The 18222-nt window shown below is 29.6% G+C and carries 13 protein-coding genes; 11 read left to right on the plus strand and 2 right to left on the minus strand.

From position 1 onward, the window contains the following. Positions 1–84: 84 nt before the first annotated feature. The 5 genes from ACJDT4_RS14930 to ACJDT4_RS14950 all read left to right on the plus strand — a co-directional run bounded on the left by ACJDT4_RS14930 (position 85) and on the right by ACJDT4_RS14950 (position 7839). Positions 85–1938, plus strand: a complete 1854-nt coding sequence (locus ACJDT4_RS14930; protein WP_406788370.1) for a polysaccharide biosynthesis protein — start codon at positions 85–87, stop codon at positions 1936–1938. 179 nt (positions 1939–2117) lie between these two features. Continuing rightward, entirely contained in the window at positions 2118–3227 is a 1110-nt protein-coding gene (locus ACJDT4_RS14935) for a glycosyltransferase family 4 protein (RefSeq protein ID WP_406788371.1), read from the plus strand. 137 nt (positions 3228–3364) lie between these two features. Continuing rightward, entirely contained in the window at positions 3365–4681 is a 1317-nt protein-coding gene (locus ACJDT4_RS14940; RefSeq protein ID WP_406788372.1) for a nucleotide sugar dehydrogenase, read from the plus strand. A 151-nt stretch (positions 4682–4832) separates the two neighbouring features. After that, the gene (murJ, locus tag ACJDT4_RS14945; protein WP_406788373.1) at positions 4833–6371 is read left to right on the plus strand and encodes a murein biosynthesis integral membrane protein MurJ; all 1539 of its coding nucleotides are present in this window, start codon (positions 4833–4835) and stop codon (positions 6369–6371) included. Positions 6372–6489: 118 nt separating this feature from the next. Beyond that, complete coding sequence (locus tag ACJDT4_RS14950) at positions 6490–7839, plus strand: nucleotide sugar dehydrogenase (protein WP_406788374.1); 1350 nt, start codon at positions 6490–6492, stop codon at positions 7837–7839. A 159-nt stretch (positions 7840–7998) separates the two neighbouring features. Here ACJDT4_RS14950 and ACJDT4_RS14955 read toward each other — a convergent pair whose 3' ends face one another. Continuing rightward, positions 7999–9048 (minus strand): glycosyltransferase family 4 protein, encoded by a 1050-nt coding sequence (locus ACJDT4_RS14955; protein WP_406788375.1) that lies wholly within the window; start codon positions 9046–9048, stop codon positions 7999–8001. Positions 9049–9088: 40 nt separating this feature from the next. Next, a complete protein-coding gene (locus ACJDT4_RS14960; protein ID WP_406788376.1) occupies positions 9089–10540 on the minus strand; it encodes a right-handed parallel beta-helix repeat-containing protein in 1452 nt (483 codons plus the stop codon). 191 nt (positions 10541–10731) lie between these two features. On the opposite strand from ACJDT4_RS14960, the gene ACJDT4_RS14965 reads away from it, so the two are divergent. The 6 genes from ACJDT4_RS14965 (at position 10732) to wecB (ending at position 18221) form a co-directional block, all read left to right on the plus strand. Continuing rightward, positions 10732–11817 carry a Gfo/Idh/MocA family protein gene (locus tag ACJDT4_RS14965; RefSeq protein WP_406788377.1) on the plus strand — a complete coding sequence of 362 codons (1086 nt, stop codon included), beginning with the start codon at positions 10732–10734 and terminating at the stop codon, positions 11815–11817. A 184-nt stretch (positions 11818–12001) separates the two neighbouring features. Beyond that, positions 12002–12742: an N-acetyltransferase gene (locus ACJDT4_RS14970; protein ID WP_406788378.1), complete on the plus strand. Its 741-nt coding sequence runs from the start codon at positions 12002–12004 to the stop codon at positions 12740–12742. Between the two features lie 33 nt (positions 12743–12775). Next, positions 12776–14362, plus strand: a complete 1587-nt coding sequence (locus ACJDT4_RS14975; protein WP_406788379.1) for an O-antigen ligase family protein — start codon at positions 12776–12778, stop codon at positions 14360–14362. Positions 14363–14382: 20 nt separating this feature from the next. Then, positions 14383–15951 carry a murein biosynthesis integral membrane protein MurJ gene (gene murJ, locus ACJDT4_RS14980; RefSeq protein ID WP_406788380.1) on the plus strand — a complete coding sequence of 523 codons (1569 nt, stop codon included), beginning with the start codon at positions 14383–14385 and terminating at the stop codon, positions 15949–15951. Continuing rightward, entirely contained in the window at positions 15952–17154 is a 1203-nt protein-coding gene (locus ACJDT4_RS14985) for a glycosyltransferase family 4 protein (protein WP_406788381.1), read from the plus strand. A 14-nt stretch (positions 17155–17168) separates the two neighbouring features. After that, positions 17169–18221, plus strand: coding sequence for a non-hydrolyzing UDP-N-acetylglucosamine 2-epimerase (gene wecB, locus ACJDT4_RS14990; protein WP_406788382.1), 1053 nt, complete (start codon positions 17169–17171; stop codon positions 18219–18221). Position 18222: the final 1 nt, after the last annotated feature.

Genomic DNA, 18222 nt, shown 5'->3' on the forward strand with positions numbered 1-18222 from the left:
TTTATTTTTAGTGTAAAAAACATTGAATAATTTTAAAAATAGTGTAAAATTAGATTTGTCAACAAAGATTAAGGAAGTGTGTATATGCGTAAGGAAAATAGATTTTTTGTTATAAGTGATATTATAATGGTTACAATGTCTCTATATATAGCATTACTGCTTAAATATGATTTTATGGTAGATACTAGGTATATAAAACTTTTTAAAGTGTCTATAATTCCGGTAATTGTTTTTATGATCATATTTAATAGGATTTTTAATCTTTATAATAATATGTGGAGATATGCATCTATAGAAGAACTGCTTTCTATAGTTTATTCGGTATCTTTAACAAACATAGTTTTTATAGTTTATAGCTATATATTAAGCCATATGAAAATTACCCAAACTGTATTTTATAGATTTCCATACACGGTCCACGTTATTTTTTGGATGATTTGTATAATACTTTTGGGAGGAACGAGATTTTCATATAGAGTGTCATATGAAAACAAAAAAAATAGGGAAGCTGTCAGTGAAAATAAGATAAGGCTTCTTATAATAGGTGCAGGTGATGCTGCAGCCATGCTTATTAAAGAAATTAAGAGAAGTAAAAAATTAAATTATGATATTATTGGACTTATTGATGATGATGAGGAGAAATTGGGAAGACTTATATATGGCGTAAAGGTAGTTGGTACTAGAAATAATATAAATAAGTTTTGTCAAGAAAACTCAATTGGAGAAATTATAGTAGCTATGCCATCAGCACCAGAGGAAGATAGAAAGGAAATCTTTAATATATGCAAAAATACAAAATGCAAGCTTAGAACTTTTCCAAGTATAAGTGATATAATAGATGGAAAGTTTAATATGAGAAAAATAAGAGATGTAAGTATTGAAGATTTACTCGGAAGAGAAGAAGTTAAGTTAAATACAGAAAATATAGAAAAATATATAAAAGGTAAAAATGTTTTAGTTACAGGTGGAGGAGGTTCCATAGGATCAGAGTTGTGCAGGCAAATATCTAAATTTAATCCAGGTAATCTTATTATTTTAGATATATATGAAAATAATGCATATGATCTTCAAATGGAATTAAATTATACGTGCCCTAAGTTAAATAAAGAAGTGATAATTGCTTCAATAAGAGATAAAAACAGACTTGATGAGATATTTAAAAAATTCAAACCAGATGTAGTTTTTCATGCGGCAGCTCATAAACATGTTCCTTTAATGGAAGTAAATCCAATGGAAGCAATTAAAAACAATGTAATTGGAACTTTCAATGTACTTAGATGCTGTGATGAATTCAATGTTAAAAAATTTGTTCAGATAAGTACAGATAAAGCCGTAAATCCTACTAATATTATGGGAGCTACAAAGAGATTTTGTGAGCTTATGGTTCAAGCATTTGATAAAGTGAGCAAAACTGAGTTCGTAGCAGTTAGGTTTGGAAATGTTTTAGGAAGTAATGGTTCTGTTATTCCTTTATTTAAAAAGCAGATTGCCCATGGTGGACCTGTTACTGTAACTCATCCAGAAATAAATAGATTTTTTATGACTATACCAGAAGCAGCTCAACTTGTTATTCAAGCTGGTGCTATGGCACATGGAGGAGAAATATTTGTACTTGATATGGGAAAACCAGTGAAGATTGTGGATCTTGCAAAAGATTTAATTACACTTTCTGGATTTAATCCAGGAGAAGATATAAAAATAGAATTTACAGGACTTAGACCTGGAGAAAAACTTTATGAGGAACTTTTGATGAGTGAAGTTGCACTTACAAGTACAGAACATAAAAAAATACATGTTGAAAAACCTATGGATGTTGACATGAAATTTATTGAGAGCTCAATTGAAGACTTTAAAGAAGTGCTCAAAGAAAATGATAAAGAAAAGATATATGAGCTTATGGCAGAAAAAGTTCCTACTTATAAGCGAAAAAAGAATTAATGCAATATTATGTAATGAATATATATTGTTTAATATATAGGAGAAGGTGAAAAATATAGATATTCTTTTTTACAAGTCACTCATGAGAGTTCATGTGCGGTATAGTAAAACCTCTAGAATACATTTTTCACATCCTCTTATCGAGAAACACTTTAAATTACTAATGCTGGAGGAAAAAGATGAGAAAAGTTGTATGTCATATTTCCACTGTCCATCCACACTATGACACAAGAATTTTTTACAAAGAATGCAGAAGCTTAGTGAAACAAGGATATGATGTTTACTTTATTGTAAGCTATAATGGAAAGAAGAAATCATTTGAGGGGGTCAATATAATCCCTATTAGTAACAGCAAAAATAGATTTTATAGGGTGTTTATAAAGATTTGGGTTGCACTAAAAAAAGCATTACAACTAAAGGCTGATTTATATCATATACATGACCCCGAACTTATAATAGTGGCTGTAATTTTACGCTTATTTGGAAAAAAAGTTATTTATGATGTTCATGAAAATGTGCCTATGCAAATATTAAATAAAGAATATCTCGGGGGAGTTTTTATACGAAAAGTTGTATCGGGTTTGTTTAACGTATTTGAAAAATTTAATGCACATTTTATGACGGCAATTATTACAGCAAGACCCGATATTTCAGAAAGGTTTTCTAAAAAAAAGGTTACCGTTGTTAGAAATCTTCCGGTATTAACTTCAATTGATAAAGTAAAACCTGTAGAAAAGGTTAATGAAAAAGAAATTGTAATATATGCCGGGATGCTTACAGAAATAAGAGGTATAAAAGAAATTATTGAGGCAGTTGGATATTTAAATGGAAAAGTAGAGCTCTGGATATTTGGTGATTGGGATGAACCAGAATATCATGAAAGATGTAAAAAGTTAGACGGATATAGGTATGTCATTGAGAGAGGTTTTATTCCACAGGATGAAGTGTATTCATATATGAAAATATCAAATATTGGAGTGGTTAATTTTTGGGCAGTACCAAACCATGTTAGGACGCTTCCTAATAAACCTTTTGAATATATGGCATGTTCAATACCAATGATTATGTCTGATTTTGAATACTGGAAGTCAATTTTTAAGGGATGCTATTTACCTGTAAATCCCAAAGATCCTAAAGAAATAGCTGAAAAGATAGAATATTTAATCGATAATAAAGATATAGCTAAGCAAATGGGCGAATGTGGAAGAAAACTTATAGAGGAAGAATATTCGTGGGAAGCAGAAAGTAATAAGTTATTTAAATTATATAATGATATTTTAAAAAAATAGACTCAATTTGCAATATAATAAATTTATTTAATGTTTTATTATATGTGAAATTTTTCAAAAAGGATGACAAAAAAATCTTATTGTATTATAATTTGAATGTGTTGAATTTATAGCAGCGAATTTAGGAGGTAATATTTATGTCTCAATTGAAAGACGATTTAATGTTAAAATTAAAGAATAAAGAAGCTAAACTTGGAGTTGTTGGTTTAGGGTATGTAGGTCTTCCTTTGGCAGTAGAAAAAGCTAAAGCAGGATATAAAGTTATAGGATTTGATGTTCAGTCAAAAAAGGTTGATATGGTTAATACAGGGGATAATTACATAGGGGATATTGTAGATGAAGATCTTAAAAGATTAGTGGCAGCTGGACAATTAACAGCAACTACTGATTTTAGCTTTGTTAAAGAAGTAGATACTGTTTGCATTTGTGTTCCAACTCCACTTGATATATATAAACAACCAGATTTATCATATGTGGTTAGTTCAACCGAAAGTGTAGCAAAATATTTACATAAAGGAATGTTAGTTGTACTAGAAAGTACAACTTACCCTGGAACAACTGAAGAAGTATGTAAGCCTATACTTGAAAAGAGTGGATTAAAATGTGGAGAAGACTTCTTTTTAGCATTTTCACCAGAAAGGGTAGATCCAGGTAACAAAGAATTTAAGACTAAAAATACACCTAAGGTAGTAGGTGGCTGTACTGAAGAGTGTACACAGGTTGCAGCATCGCTTTATAGAAATGTTCTTGAAAGTGATGTTAAAGAAGTATCTTCACCAGCTGTTGCTGAAATGGAAAAGATTCTTGAAAATACTTTTAGAAATATAAATATAGCATTAGCAAATGAAATGGCAATGTTATGTAATAAAATGGGTATAGACGTATGGGAAGTTATTGATGCAGCAAAGACAAAGCCATATGGGTTTATGCCATTTTACCCAGGTCCAGGACTTGGTGGACATTGTATACCATTGGATCCATTTTATCTTGAATGGAAGGCTAAAGAATATGATTTTCATACTAAATTAATAGAAACTTCAGGAATAATAAACGATTGTATGCCTGAATTTGTAGTTGATAATGTAATGAAATTATTAAATAGAAATAAGAAAGCGCTTAATGGAGCAAAGGTACTTTTGTTAGGGGTAGCTTATAAAAAAGATATTGATGATATGAGAGAATCTCCTGCACTTAAGGTTATTGATCACTTAATTAAAAATGGAGCAGAAATAATCTATAACGATCCATTTATACCATCATTTAAGCACAATGGTGTTGAGTATAAATCTGTTAAGTGGGAAGATGCAATTAAGTTTGCAGATGTAGTTGTTATAACTACTGATCACAGTGATTACGATTATGAAAAGATAATTGCTGAATCAAGTTTAATATATGATACTAGAAATGCAACAAAGAATGTCAAAAACAATAGAGAAAAAATTGTAAAGTTATAGGAAACAGGAATATAAAGGAATTCTTCGGGTTTTGCAGAAAGAATTTGTTAAAAGACATTGGAAATTTTAGAGGGCTCAATGCCCTCTAAAATCTTATTATCTATGCTTTATTAAAAGTGAATACTACTGCGATTTGTCTTGAGGTGGGATTATGAACACAAAAGTAAAAAATATAGCTAAGTATAGTATGATTATTACTGTAATTTTAATAGTAAGTAAAATATTTGGTTCCTTAAGAGAGTTTGTTATAGCGGCAGTATTTGGGGCTACGGCTGAGTCGGATGTTTTTAAAATTGCAACAACTATTCCAAATTCAATATTTTCATGTGTTTCTGCAGCACTTGTGACCACTTTTATCCCTATTTTTTCAATAGTAAAAGAGGATAAGGAAAAATCAAATGATTTTTTTAACAATATAATTAACATAGTTGTTTTAGCGTGTTCAATTCTGTCTATTTTAGGAATAGTATTTTCAAAATTATTGACACAATTATTTGCTAGTGGATTTACACCTAAATATTTTGAGATGACTTCTAATATGACTAAGATAGTTATACCAAGTATAATTTTTCTTGCAGTTGCAGGTTTGTATACTGGATATCTTCAGTGTTATGGAATTTATGTTCAGCCAGCAATTACTAGTATAGTATCTAATATTGTAATAATAGTTGGTATTCTAGTATTTATGAAATATGGTATAAAGGCGGCTATTATATCATTTCTATTAAGTGCCATAGTGCAGACTGTAGTTCAGAGGCCATTTATGAAGACCTTTAAATATCGATTTTACATAAATTTTAAAGACGAAAACTTTAAAAGAATGCTGAAACTTGGCATACCTGTTTTAATAAGTGCTACTGTTAGCCAGATAAGTTTAATTGTTGATAGGACATTTGCATCCCATTTAGCAGCAGGAAGTATATCTGTAGTGGATTATGCAAGTAAAATTAGTACATTAATAAATCAAGTTTTTGTAGCGTCAATAACTACTGTTTTATATCCAATGCTTACTGAAAAATTTAATAAGGAAGATAAAACTGAATTTAAAAATTTAATTGTAAAGACAGTAAATATAGTAATAATAGTTACTATTCCATTGATGTTATGTATGATTACATTAAGTACACCTATTGTGAGGTTGCTACTTCAACATGGCAAATTCACTGCTGAAGATACTAAAATCACATCAATGTGTTTGAAATATTTGGCTGTAAGTACCCTTGGATTTGCACTGATGGATTCATTAAGTAAAACTTTTTTTTCGGCTCGAGAAACTGTAATTCCTATGATTAATGGATTTATACAGGTTATATTAAATGTAATATTTATTAGTGTTTTTGTACCTATATTTAAAGTTAATGGATTGCCATTAGCAACCACTACCTCAAGCTTAATTATGGGAACAATTTTACTGTTTGAAGTAAGGAAAAGGCTTGGTGGTATTACTATTAAAAATGCAGGAATTGCTTTTGCAAAGGCATTAATACTTGGAGCAGGAATGTCATTATCAGCATATCTAATTTATTTTGCTGCTAGTGTTATGTTTAATATAAATTCTATAACAAAATTAGCTATTATACTTATTATAAGTGGAATTGTGGCTTTAATTGTTTTTGCTTTATTATCAAGGCTACTTAAAATATCTGAAGTCATGGAGATTATACAAGTTAAATTAAAAAAAGATAAATGATTTATATATAAATTAGGTTAATAATTTATATATAATATCATACATATGATAGTAAATGTTAAAATGGTAAATGTGAAAAAAATAACACAAAATTGTGTAAGTTAATTGGAGGTTTGTTGTGAATAAAATAAATAATATATTTAATCTTAAAGAAGATATCCAATTAGAATATAGAAATGTATGTGTATTTGGACAAGGGTATGTTGGATTACCGTTAGCATTAAGCTTTGCATTGAGAGGCTGCACTACAGTTGGAGTCGATGTTAATAAGTCACTAATTGAAGAAATTAGTAATGGAATTACCCACCATACTGAGAAGTTTCAAGGAGTATCAATTAAAGAAATTTTAGAGAGCGAAATAAAACAAGGAAACTATACTGTGACAACAGATGCTGAATGTGCTATGAAAGTTTGTAATAATATAATTATCACAGTTGGGATACCAATTAAAAAAGGTGAGTACATAGATAGTGATTTAAAAAATGTATGTGAAGCTATAGGGAATAATTTAAAAAAGAATGATTTAGTTATAGTTAGAAGTACAGTTATACCTGGAATTACAGAAGAATTAGTAAAACCTATATTAGAAAAAAAATCTGGATTAACAGCTGGTGTTGATTTTTATCTTGCATATTCATCTGAAAGAATTGCTGAAGGAAAGGCTTTTGAAGAATTTGCAAATATGGATACTTTAGTAAGTGGTATTAATGAAGAAAGCTTTAATAGAGCCTCAAAATTGCTTAGCATTGTTTGTAAATCTGAGATTGTAAAAGCTTCAAATATAAAAGTTGTAGAAACTGCAAAGGTATTTGAAAATGTTCAAAGGGATGTAAATCTTGCTATGGTTCAAGAGTTTGCTAGATTTACTGAAGCTTTAGGAATTGATATATTTGAAGTAATTAAGTTAGCGAATACTCATAAAAGAGTAAATTTATTAACTCCTGGTCCTGGAGTTGGAGGATACTGTATACCAAATGCATACCACTATTTGAGTCCAAAGGCAGCAGAAATGAATGTTTCTATGGATATTTTAAAGTTAAGTAGAATGAAGAATAAAAATATTCCAGTATTTATATGTGATAAAATACAAGAACTTTTAAATAAAAATAATAAGGATATTAAGGAATGTAAAATAGCTGTTTTGGGAATAGCGATGAAAGACTATTCAAATGATGATAGAATAAGTCCAGCTGTTGATATAGTTAATTTACTTATAGAAAAAGGTGCTACTGTAAAAGCATATGATCCTGCTGTTGTAACAGAATATGACTTCAAAGTTTCAACAGAAAGAGAAGCAATTGAGGAAGCAGATGTTATTCTTGTCTTAGCAGTGCAGGAAAATATAGAATTTAATAATTTTAAGCTATTTTCCAAGATAATGAAGGAAAAGCCTATATATGTGGATACTAAAAATGTATCTCAAAAAGAATTGGCAGAAGAAAATGGATTTTTGTATTGGAAAATATAATATATAGTCAAATTAGGTTTAAACTAGAAAGTATTTAGCCTTGTATAAATTCTACATACTATGTATATAAATAAAAATTGATAAGTTTTATTAGAACTTATCAATTTTTTTATTTAATTTTATCTAAAATAATTCAAGCTTGATAAGTTTTAAGTGTATTTACTGACACAGCTTATTATATAAATTTTCAATTATTTTACTATTATTTTCCCAAAGAGCTTTTTCACGTATAATTTTCATATTAGTTTTAGAAGCAGTAGGAAGAAAGTCATAGTTTTTAATACACCAATCAATTGAATTATAAACATTATTTTCGTCTATAGAATTTAACACAATTCCATTTTTGTAATTTGTAACCCATTCTAAATTTGATGGAAGATTTGAAACTACAGGAAATAGACCACAACCCATGCTTTCAAGCAAACTAACAGAAGTTGAATCTGAACTTGGTATTGAAATAAATATATCATTATTTATTAGCATATTTCCTAAGTCCTTTCTTGTAAATGCTCCTAGGAAATTAACATGGTCTTGTATATTTAATGATTTTACAAGCATATTAAGATTATTAAATTCACTTCCATTTGCAGCTATATCTAAATATAAATTTTGGTGTTTTTTCAAAGCTTTTGAAAAGCCTTTAATTATAATATCAATATTATATAATTTCTCTAATCTTCTATAGCTTAGTATATGAATTTCCTTATTTGTAAAATTGTATTCATGTTTGAAATTTAACAAATCATTCTCAACTCCCATAGGAAATGTAAGAATTTTAGATTTATTTCCACCAAGCTTAATTATTGCTTCAGACATATAATGAGAATCTGATGTGATAAAATAGGAATGTTTCAGTACATACTGTACAATTTTTTTCATTATAAAGGATTTTTTTGGCGCTACTAAAATATCTGAACCCCAAGCTGAGACAATTGTTTTATAACCCTTTAGAGAAGTCGCATAAAGACCACAAGTATTAACTTGATGAGCGTGAAGTACATCTGGATTTATATTTCTAATTAACTTGTGAACTTTATGTACCATTAAAGGATAATTTTTTAAGCTATAATTTATATAATGAACCTTTGCACCCTTAATAGGGACATTTGAGTGAGATATTACGTGGACATCATTTCCAAGAGATGCAAAGTAATTTACCCATTTTACCGTATGAGAACTAGCGGAATTTGCAATATAGCATATTTTCATCTGATTACCACCTTAAAGTATTTATAATATAGCAATGTATTCAATATGTTAAAAATGACATTTTTATAGGGCTTAAAGTTTGGCCATTCGTAGATTTTAAGTTGTTTATATATAAGCAGTATACAGTATTGCTGTTATAGTTTGTATTAGGTGAAACCACAATAGTTTTTCCGTCACTAGATAGTTTGACGGATGTACTAAAAAGATTTCCTAATGCATCTTGGACCCATACATTGTTGTTATTTACAGAATATTTATCTACTGGGCTGCTTAAGATTATATTCCAGACTTTACTTGGGGAAATAAAATTGTTTGTTTGATTAAAAACATTAAAGCCTAATTGCTTTGATATTTCCTCATTTTGAGCATTTATTACTTCATTAGTTCTAGAAGCAGTTGTAAGTTTATTTCCACCTAAATCTTGAGAATAATTTTTCTGCCAAACACTAAAATCCATACTTTTATTATGAGCATATATAACTGAAATATTGGATTTAGAATAACAATTATTAGAAAATATATTATCATCCGAATTGTTTTCCATATCTACATTATGATCACTATTTATAGACCCAAACACATTGTTTTTAATTACATTATTATTGGAAGAATCATGTATTCTTAAATCATATATTACGTTTCCATAAAAAGAATTTCTGTAGATAACATTATGTACAGCGTTGGTGAAAATAGTAACCCCATAACCATGGTTATTATATATTTTATTATTTGAAATAGTGCAATAGCTTCCGCCGTTAGGTTCACCGTAGAATTGTATGCCTGCTCCTATATTGTTATAGATTTCATTTCCATCTATTATAAGATGACTTACTCCATAACCAATATATATTCCATGATCCCTATCTGTTCTGTTGGCGGGCAAGCTGATATCATGAATCTTAGAATTCTGAATTGTACAGTAAGAAACATGTCCGTCAGCAAAAATACCTTCTGTTCCATTATTACCTGTTTTTGGACCATTAATACCATATATATTTAAGTTCTTAAGAATTATATGGTTTATGTTGTCCCCACCTTCTCCGTTTAACCATATACCTGAACCAGTATAGTTTGTTATGTTCAAGCCTGATACAATCCAGTAGGATGAATTATGAAAAACTAATCCATTTGCTTTTTCTGTATCATCCCCATCTCCATATAAAGTTACTACTTCATTTGGATAATTCTTTATTGTATACCATGAAGTTGATGAACCGTTACCATAAATATCGATTCTTTCGCGATATGTACCACCTCGAACTATTAAAGTATCGCCAGGCTTCATGTAATGGTTGATTGCATTTTTTAGTGTTTTGAGAGGTTTATCTATGCTTCCGGTATCATTAGTTGATTGTGACCAATCACAATCAAAGCCGTTTGGCGAAACATAATAAGTTTTAGCATAGACTTTGGTTTGATCTGAGAATCCTGTTAGGATAAATGCTAGAGCTGCCGAAAGCAAAAATAAAAATAATTTGTTTTTATTTTTCATAAGTTCCATTCCTTTCATTTCAATAAAATAGGCAATATACATGTACAATTATACAACATAATATATTATATTTAAAATCTAATTAATAAAATTTGGTTACAATAAATATTATTTTGATGACAAAAAAATGATGTTGTATTATAATAGGCAGTAGATATCTTTAAATACTTAGAATTTTGAGGTGAATGTTTATGAAAAAACTAAGGTTTGCGATCATTGGATGCGGGAGAATTTCATATAAGCATGTGGAAGCTCTTGTAAACAACAAAAATGAAGCTGAACTTGTTGCAGTATGTGATATAGTAAAAGAAAAAGCCGAAGGTAAGGCTAAAGAATATAAAGATAAAATTAATTTAGATGTAAATATAAAGGTATATACTGACTATAAGAAAATGCTTGATGAAGAAAATATTGATGTGGTTACAATTGCAACTGAAAGTGGATATCATCCAGAAATTGCGATATACTGCATGAATAATAAGAAAAATGTTATATGTGAGAAGCCTATGGCACTTTCAATAAAAGATGCAGATGAAATGATTAAGGCTTCGAAAAGCAATAATGTAAAATTATGTGTTAGTCATCAAAATAGGTTTAATAAGCCAATTCAACAGTTAAAGAAAGCATTAGCTGAAGGAAGATTTGGTAAATTGATAAATGGAACAGCAAGAATTCTTTGGAATAGAAATATGGATTACTACAAACAGGCACCTTGGAGAGGAACATGGAAGCTTGATGGTGGAACTTTGATGAATCAATGTATACACAATATAGATTTGCTCCAATGGATGATTGGAAGTGAAGTTGAAAGTGTATATGCAGAGTGTGATAATTTTATAAGAGATATAGAGGCAGAAGATTTTGGAGCAGTTCTTGTTAGATTTAAAAATAAGGCAATAGGGATAATAGAAGGAAGTGCCTGCGTTTATCCAAAAAACTTAGAAGAGACCTTAAGTATATTTGGTGAAAAAGGTACAGTTGTCATAGGGGGACTTGCTGTTAATAGAATTGAAACATGGAGATTTGAAGATAATAAAGATAGTGAGGATGATATATTAAAGGCACAAGCTGATGACCCTGATTCAGTATATGGGTTTGGTCATACACCATTATTTAAGGACATGATAGATGCTATTAATAACAATAGAGAGCCTCTTGTCAGTGGTGAGGAAGGTAAAAAGGGTATGTCAATAATACTAGCTGCTTATAAATCAGCACTTACAAAAATGCCAGTAAAATTTCCAGTTGGAGATTTTTCAACATTAGATATGAAATAATTAAATTTTAGGTTATGGGTTTATTCTATATATAGAATAGTTTTAAGTGCAATTGCATGTGTAAGGTTATTAATGTGGAATCAGCTTATATAGAAATGCATATAAGCTAATAGATAAAATTATTTCACAATGGTTTTATACATGTAATTTTTAATGAAATATTAAAGTGAATAGAGGGAGTTTTATGAATTATATTTCAGATAAAAGCAGTATAGGTGAGAATACGAAGATTGGTCATTTTTCTGTAATAGAGGATGATGTTGTAATAGGAGATAATTGTATTATTGCAAATAATGTTGTTATACATAAAGGAAGTAAAATTGGTGATAATGTTAGAATAGATGATAACACTGTTATAGGAAAAGAGCCAATGAGGTCGGTAAATAGTGTTTTTAAGGAAGAAAAAAAATATGAACCATGCATTATTAAAAATGGATGCTTAATCGGTGCGGGTGTAATAATATATTGTGGATGCAAAATAGGAGAAAATACTTTAGCAGCGGATTTATCAACAATAAGAGAAAATGTAACAGTTGGTGTTAAAACAATAATAGGAAGAGGAGCGGCTATTGAAAATTACTGTACGGTAGGTTCAAATTGTAAAATAGAAACTAATGTGTACATTACTGCTTATTCCCAAATTGAAGACTATGTATTTATAGCACCTGGGGTTGTTACTTCTAATGATAATTATGCTGCACGTTCTAAAGAGAGATATGAACATTTTAAGGGCATAACAGTAAAAAAAGGTGGAAGAATTGGAGCACAGGCAACTATACTTCCTGGTAAGATTATAGAAAATGATGGGTTTGTTGCTGCTGGTAGTGTAGTTACTAAAGATGTAAAAAAAGAGAACATTGTTGCAGGTAACCCGGCAAAATATTTTAGAAATGTTCCTGTAGATCAACTTTTAGAGAATCAATAAACACTTTATAAAACATCATTTGGGAGGAAAAAGATGCTTGCAATACATAAAAAAAATTATATTTACTTAGCTATATTAATAATATTTGCTGTAGTTAATGCATTAATAAGCGGTACTTATGTAACGGGAAGTATATTTGTAGTTTGCGCTGTAATTGTGATTTTAATAGCAAATCCTGAAGAAATATATGAAAATCTAGTATATACACTTATAATTACATCGGTAATGGATTATACATACTATATACACACTTCAAAGTTATACGTTTTTCATGTGTTTTTAGTAATAACTACGTTAGTTTCAATTTTTAAATTTATTCAAAATAGAGAAAAAGTAATGAGAGTTATAGATAAAAAAATTGCAATATTTTTTGCTGTTTGGTTTGTATATATTTGTTTAAGTGTGATTTGGTCTGCAAGTAGAAGTGCAAATATTAAATACATTGCTATATATTTAATGATGTTTGTATTTGTATTTGATATAGTAGTTTATCATGCAATTGGTAATAGCTTAAATAGAACTATAAAAGTTTTTGGATTTATGGTTTTAGTATCTATAATTGTAGGTTTGTTTGAAATTTTACTTGCAAAACAGCTTCCAGTTCAACATTACTATGATGTATACAAACAATATAAAATTCAAAAATCAACCTTGGTTGAATTAAGAAGCAGACCTATAGCCTTTTTCTTTAACACAAATAATTTTGGAACATTTTTAACTATGGGACTTCCTTTTATACTTACAATAGGTTATTTTGTTAAAAATAGGAAAGCACAAATTTTTTCTGTTGTAGTAGGGTTTATAAGTTTTGTTGTACTAGTATTAACTGCTTCAAGGACTAACTATTCTGTATTAATGCTAATTTTAGCAGTTTATTCAGTTGTTATTTTATATAATAAGAAGAATAGATCTTTAATTTTTACATTTTGTTTTGGTATCGTTACGTTGGCAAGTGCGGTTACAGTAGTATCTTCTAAGTTTGGTAAATATGGAGTGCCTATTATGTTGGCGTTTGCTGTGGTATGTGGAGTTTTCTTGATTTTAGAGAAGAAGCCAAAGGTTCTAGTTTTTCCAATTATATTTATTATATTATTTTTTGTAGCGTACAATTATTCATCTGTGTTAAGCACTAAAAATGATTATAGGCAAAAAGTAGCTAACAGTGCAACTGCAATTAAGGATATTGAAAAAGGAACGGGAATAGGTAAGGCTGATTCTGTAAATGAGAGAATAACTGTTGCTTATGATATTATTAACGCAGTTATAAAGCAAAAACATTTATTAGGCGTTGGAGTTGGAAATTCATCTTATTATGTAGAAAAAGCAAATAATACTCATAAAACCTATGATCCTCATGGATGGTTTATAGAAGTGTTTGGGGATTTCGGAGTTTTATTCTTTGTTCTATACCTTGTCTTTTATGCATATTTACTTAAAAGACTTTATGATTCATATAAAAATGGAGAAAATGCTCAAAAATATATTTCGTTGTCTTTATTTTTAGCCTTAGGTGGGTTTATATTTGGAAGTTTTTCACCTAGCTCAGTTACTTATTTTCTTCCGCATTGGCTGCTTTATGGATTATGCATATCCTGTGTTCATGAGGAAAGAAACATATAGATACGAAAGGAATTTATTGAATGAAGAAAAAAGGTAGCAGCATCATTAAAAGCGTTACAATTATCGCTTTCTTTACATTGTTTGCCAGAGCATTAGGTCTTTTAAGGGATATGATAACTGCATCAAAATTTGGTGCTAATAAAGAACTTGATGCTTATGTTGCCGCATCTAATGTTCCTATGATTATTTTTATGACTATTGGAACAGCAATTACGACAACTCTTATTCCTTTATACAATGAAAAGCTGCAAGAAGGTAAGGAATCTGCAAATAAGTTTGCAAATAACGTTCTTAATTTTTTTATTTTGGCAACGGGTTTCATATCTATAATTTGTATTATTTTTAATAAACCCATTGTGCATATATTAAATCCAGGATTTAAAGGAAGTCAGGAGAGCTTAACTGAGGTACTTACTGTAATATTAGTTCCAACACTAATTTTTAATGCTATTATATACATTTTTAATGGTGTGTTGCAGTCAGAAAATAGTTTTACTGTTCCTTCTTTAGTTTCAATACCCTTAAACGCTATCACAATAATATATCTTTTTATTTTTGGTGATAAGCTTGGCGTAGTTGGCTTAACTATAGCAACCTTTGCAGCAACTTTCATGCAGATAGTGCCCCAATTGTTTGCTATAAGAAAAGTTGGATTTAAATATAAATTTTTTGTTGATTTTAAGGATAAAGCACTAAAGCGTATGGAATGGATGATAGTACCAGTTATAATAGGTGTTAGTGGGCAGCAAATAAATAGTATGGTGGAAAGAGCTGTTGCTACTAATTATAGTTCTGGAAGCTTGACTGCGTTAACATATTCCTATAGGGTGTTTACGCTTTTTGTTGATGTATTTGTAGTTGCTATATCAACTGTAATATATCCTATGATGTCAAAACAAACCGTTGAAAATGATTTGACAAATTTAAAAGCTACACTGAAAAAATATGTGAATATTTTACTGGTGTTAATAATTCCTATTACGGTAATTATAATGTTAGAAGCAAATAGTATTATATATATATTATTTGAAAGAGGGAAGTTTAATAGAGAGGCCACAATTGCAACAGGTAGTTTACTATTAACTTATTCTCTGGGATTACTTGCATATGGACTTAGAGATTTTATATGTAAGGCATACTATTCGTTTAAAGATACTAAGACACCTATGATTAATAGTGCTATTGGTATGATTATAAACGTTATATTAATATTTGTATGCGTAAAATTTATGGGGCTTACCGGACTTGGATTTGCTAATTCGATTTCAACATATATTTGTTGCTTTTTACTTATTTATCAGCTCAAGTATAAAATAGGAAAATTTAGCATAAAATCCGGAATTATAACATTTTCAAAAACTTCTTTAGCTTGTATTATAATGGGTTTATGTATAAAGGGGTTAAATACATACTTATTGGTGAGTCTGAATTCCACTATAATGGTTTTACTAAAGCTCATAGTTATAAGTGGTTCTGGCTTGTGCATATTTGTTTTGGTTTCTTATATTTTAAAAATACAGGAAATTGGAGTGATTGCAGATATTGTGATTAATAAAATAAAAAAATCTGATAAGTCAGAGGTGAATTAAATGAAAATATTATATATTACGGCACAAACTCCTTATGGTGATGGAGAGCAGTTTATCCCACCAGAAATTATTGAAATGATGAATAAAGGCAATGAGATATTTGTTATGCCTTTAAGACCTAGTCGCAATTTAGCAAAAGGAGAAGAAATAAAAAAAGTAGCTGAGCATACTAAATATGTTCCACTTATTAGTGTTAAGGTTATTTTCAGTGCTGTGGCTATATTTTTTAAACACCCCTTAAAATATTTTAAAGTGCTTGGAAATATATTTGTGCATTCGGGGAGTTTACTTAAAATCTTAAAGAATTTACTTTTAGTTAGTAAAGGACTTGTAGCTAGCGATTTTGTTACAAGTAAAGGAATAGAACATATTCATGCACATTGGGCATCAACTCCATCAACGGCAGCATTTATTGCATCCTATGTTTCTGGAGTACCATACAGCTTTACTTCTCATAGGTGGGATATAGCTGAAAATAATATGCTAAGGAAAAAAGCTGAAACAGCTAAATTTATAAGAGTTATAGATGATCCAGGCTTTGAAGAAATGGTAGGCTTTATAGGTGAGGATAACAAGCAAAAATGTAATAAGATTCATGTTGGAGTTGAAATTACAGATGCAGAAATAAAACCGAAAAAGAAAAGGGATTATTTTTATATTGTTACTCCAGCTAATTTCGTCGAAAAGAAAGGTCATAAATATTTAATTGAAGCAATTGAACATCTTAAAAAAATGGGTTATAGTATAAAATGTAGTTTTTATGGAAGTGGACCTTTAGAAAAAGAACTTAATGAATATATAACAAAGCTGCAGCTTAATGATTGTGTTAAGATTTGTGGTAAAATAGCTCATGATGATTTACTTAAATTATATTTAGCCGGTGAAGTTGATTGTGTGGCACTTCCAAGTATAGTTACTGGTGATGGGGAAAAAGAGGGTATACCTGTTTCACTTATGGAAGCAATGGCATATAATATTCCAGCAGTTTCAACCTATACTGGTGGAATACCAGAACTTTTAGGTGATAATTGTGGAGTTTTGGTTAATGAAAAAAATGTAGATGAGCTTGTAGAAGGTATTAAAAAGTTAATTGATGATAAAGCTTATAGAGAAAGTATTGAGAATAATGGATATAAGAGAGTGTATGAAGAATTTTATATATCCTCGGTTGTTGATAAAATGCTAAAGCTTATGAAAGATTGATAGGAGTGAAGAATATGAAGATACTGACGGTAGTAGGAGCAAGACCACAGTTTATGAAAGCTGCTGCTGTTTCTAATGTAATAAGGCAAAAGCATAAAGAAATACTAGTACATACTGGACAGCATTATGATGGAAATATGTCGAAAGTATTTTTTGATGAATTAAAAATACCTAAGCCAGATTATAATTTGGGTGTGGGTTCAGGAAACCATGGAAAACAAACTGGAACTATGCTTATAAAGCTAGAAGAAATATATGAAAAGGAAAAGCCAGATATTGTTTTGGTATATGGAGATACTAATTCTACTTTAGCAGGTGCATTATGTGCAAGCAAGCTTCTTATTCCTGTAGCTCATGTAGAAGCTGGACTTAGAAGTTTTAATATGACCATGCCAGAAGAGCAAAATAGAATACTTACAGATCATATTTCAAAATATCTTTTTGTTCCAACAACTACAGCAGAGAAAAATCTTAACAATGAGGGGATTAAAAAGGGCGTGTACAATGTTGGAGATGTAATGTATGATTCGGTTCTTCGTATTTCAAAATTAGCCAAGGAAAATTCAAAAATTCTAGAGAAATTTGATTTGGAAAATAATAAATATATTCTTACAACAATACATAGAGCAGAAAATACTAATGATCCTAAGAGATTAAAAAATATAGTTGAGGCATTAAATGAAAGTGGTAAAAGAATAATGCTGCCGCTTCATCCTAGAACTCACAAGTATATAGAGGATTATGGCTTGGCATTTAGTGATAATATAAAAATTATAGAGCCTGTTGGACCAATTGATATGATAGCTTTAGAAATGCATGCATGTAAAATAGTTACAGATAGTGGTGGAGTCCAAAAAGAAGCATTCTTTATGCATAAGCCATGCATTACAATGAGAGATGAGACAGAATGGGTTGAAACCGTTGAAAATGGATGGAATATAATTGTTGGAACAAACAAAGATAAAATTATTCATGGAATTAATAATTTTAATCCAACAAATAAGCAAGAAGAAATATTTGGAGATGGAACAGCAGCAGAAAAAATATTAGACATACTAGATTGTTAGT

It is taken from the genome of Clostridium neuense (genome assembly GCF_045310695.1).
In the GTDB taxonomy this organism is placed as follows: Bacteria; Bacillota; Clostridia; order Clostridiales; family Clostridiaceae; genus Clostridium_S; species Clostridium_S neuense.

Coding starts and splice junctions, on each gene's coding strand:
- ACJDT4_RS14960 (WP_406788376.1), bottom strand. CDS start 10,540: ATGAAAAATAAAAACAAATTATTTTTATTTTTGCTTTCGGCAGCTCTA.
- murJ (WP_406788373.1), top strand. CDS start 4,833: ATGAACACAAAAGTAAAAAATATAGCTAAGTATAGTATGATTATTACT.
- ACJDT4_RS14965 (WP_406788377.1), top strand. CDS start 10,732: ATGAAAAAACTAAGGTTTGCGATCATTGGATGCGGGAGAATTTCATAT.
- ACJDT4_RS14955 (WP_406788375.1), bottom strand. CDS start 9,048: ATGAAAATATGCTATATTGCAAATTCCGCTAGTTCTCATACGGTAAAA.
- wecB (WP_406788382.1), top strand. CDS start 17,169: ATGAAGATACTGACGGTAGTAGGAGCAAGACCACAGTTTATGAAAGCT.
- murJ (WP_406788380.1), top strand. CDS start 14,383: ATGAAGAAAAAAGGTAGCAGCATCATTAAAAGCGTTACAATTATCGCT.
- ACJDT4_RS14930 (WP_406788370.1), top strand. CDS start 85: ATGCGTAAGGAAAATAGATTTTTTGTTATAAGTGATATTATAATGGTT.
- ACJDT4_RS14975 (WP_406788379.1), top strand. CDS start 12,776: ATGCTTGCAATACATAAAAAAAATTATATTTACTTAGCTATATTAATA.
- ACJDT4_RS14935 (WP_406788371.1), top strand. CDS start 2,118: ATGAGAAAAGTTGTATGTCATATTTCCACTGTCCATCCACACTATGAC.
- ACJDT4_RS14940 (WP_406788372.1), top strand. CDS start 3,365: ATGTCTCAATTGAAAGACGATTTAATGTTAAAATTAAAGAATAAAGAA.
- ACJDT4_RS14970 (WP_406788378.1), top strand. CDS start 12,002: ATGAATTATATTTCAGATAAAAGCAGTATAGGTGAGAATACGAAGATT.
- ACJDT4_RS14985 (WP_406788381.1), top strand. CDS start 15,952: ATGAAAATATTATATATTACGGCACAAACTCCTTATGGTGATGGAGAG.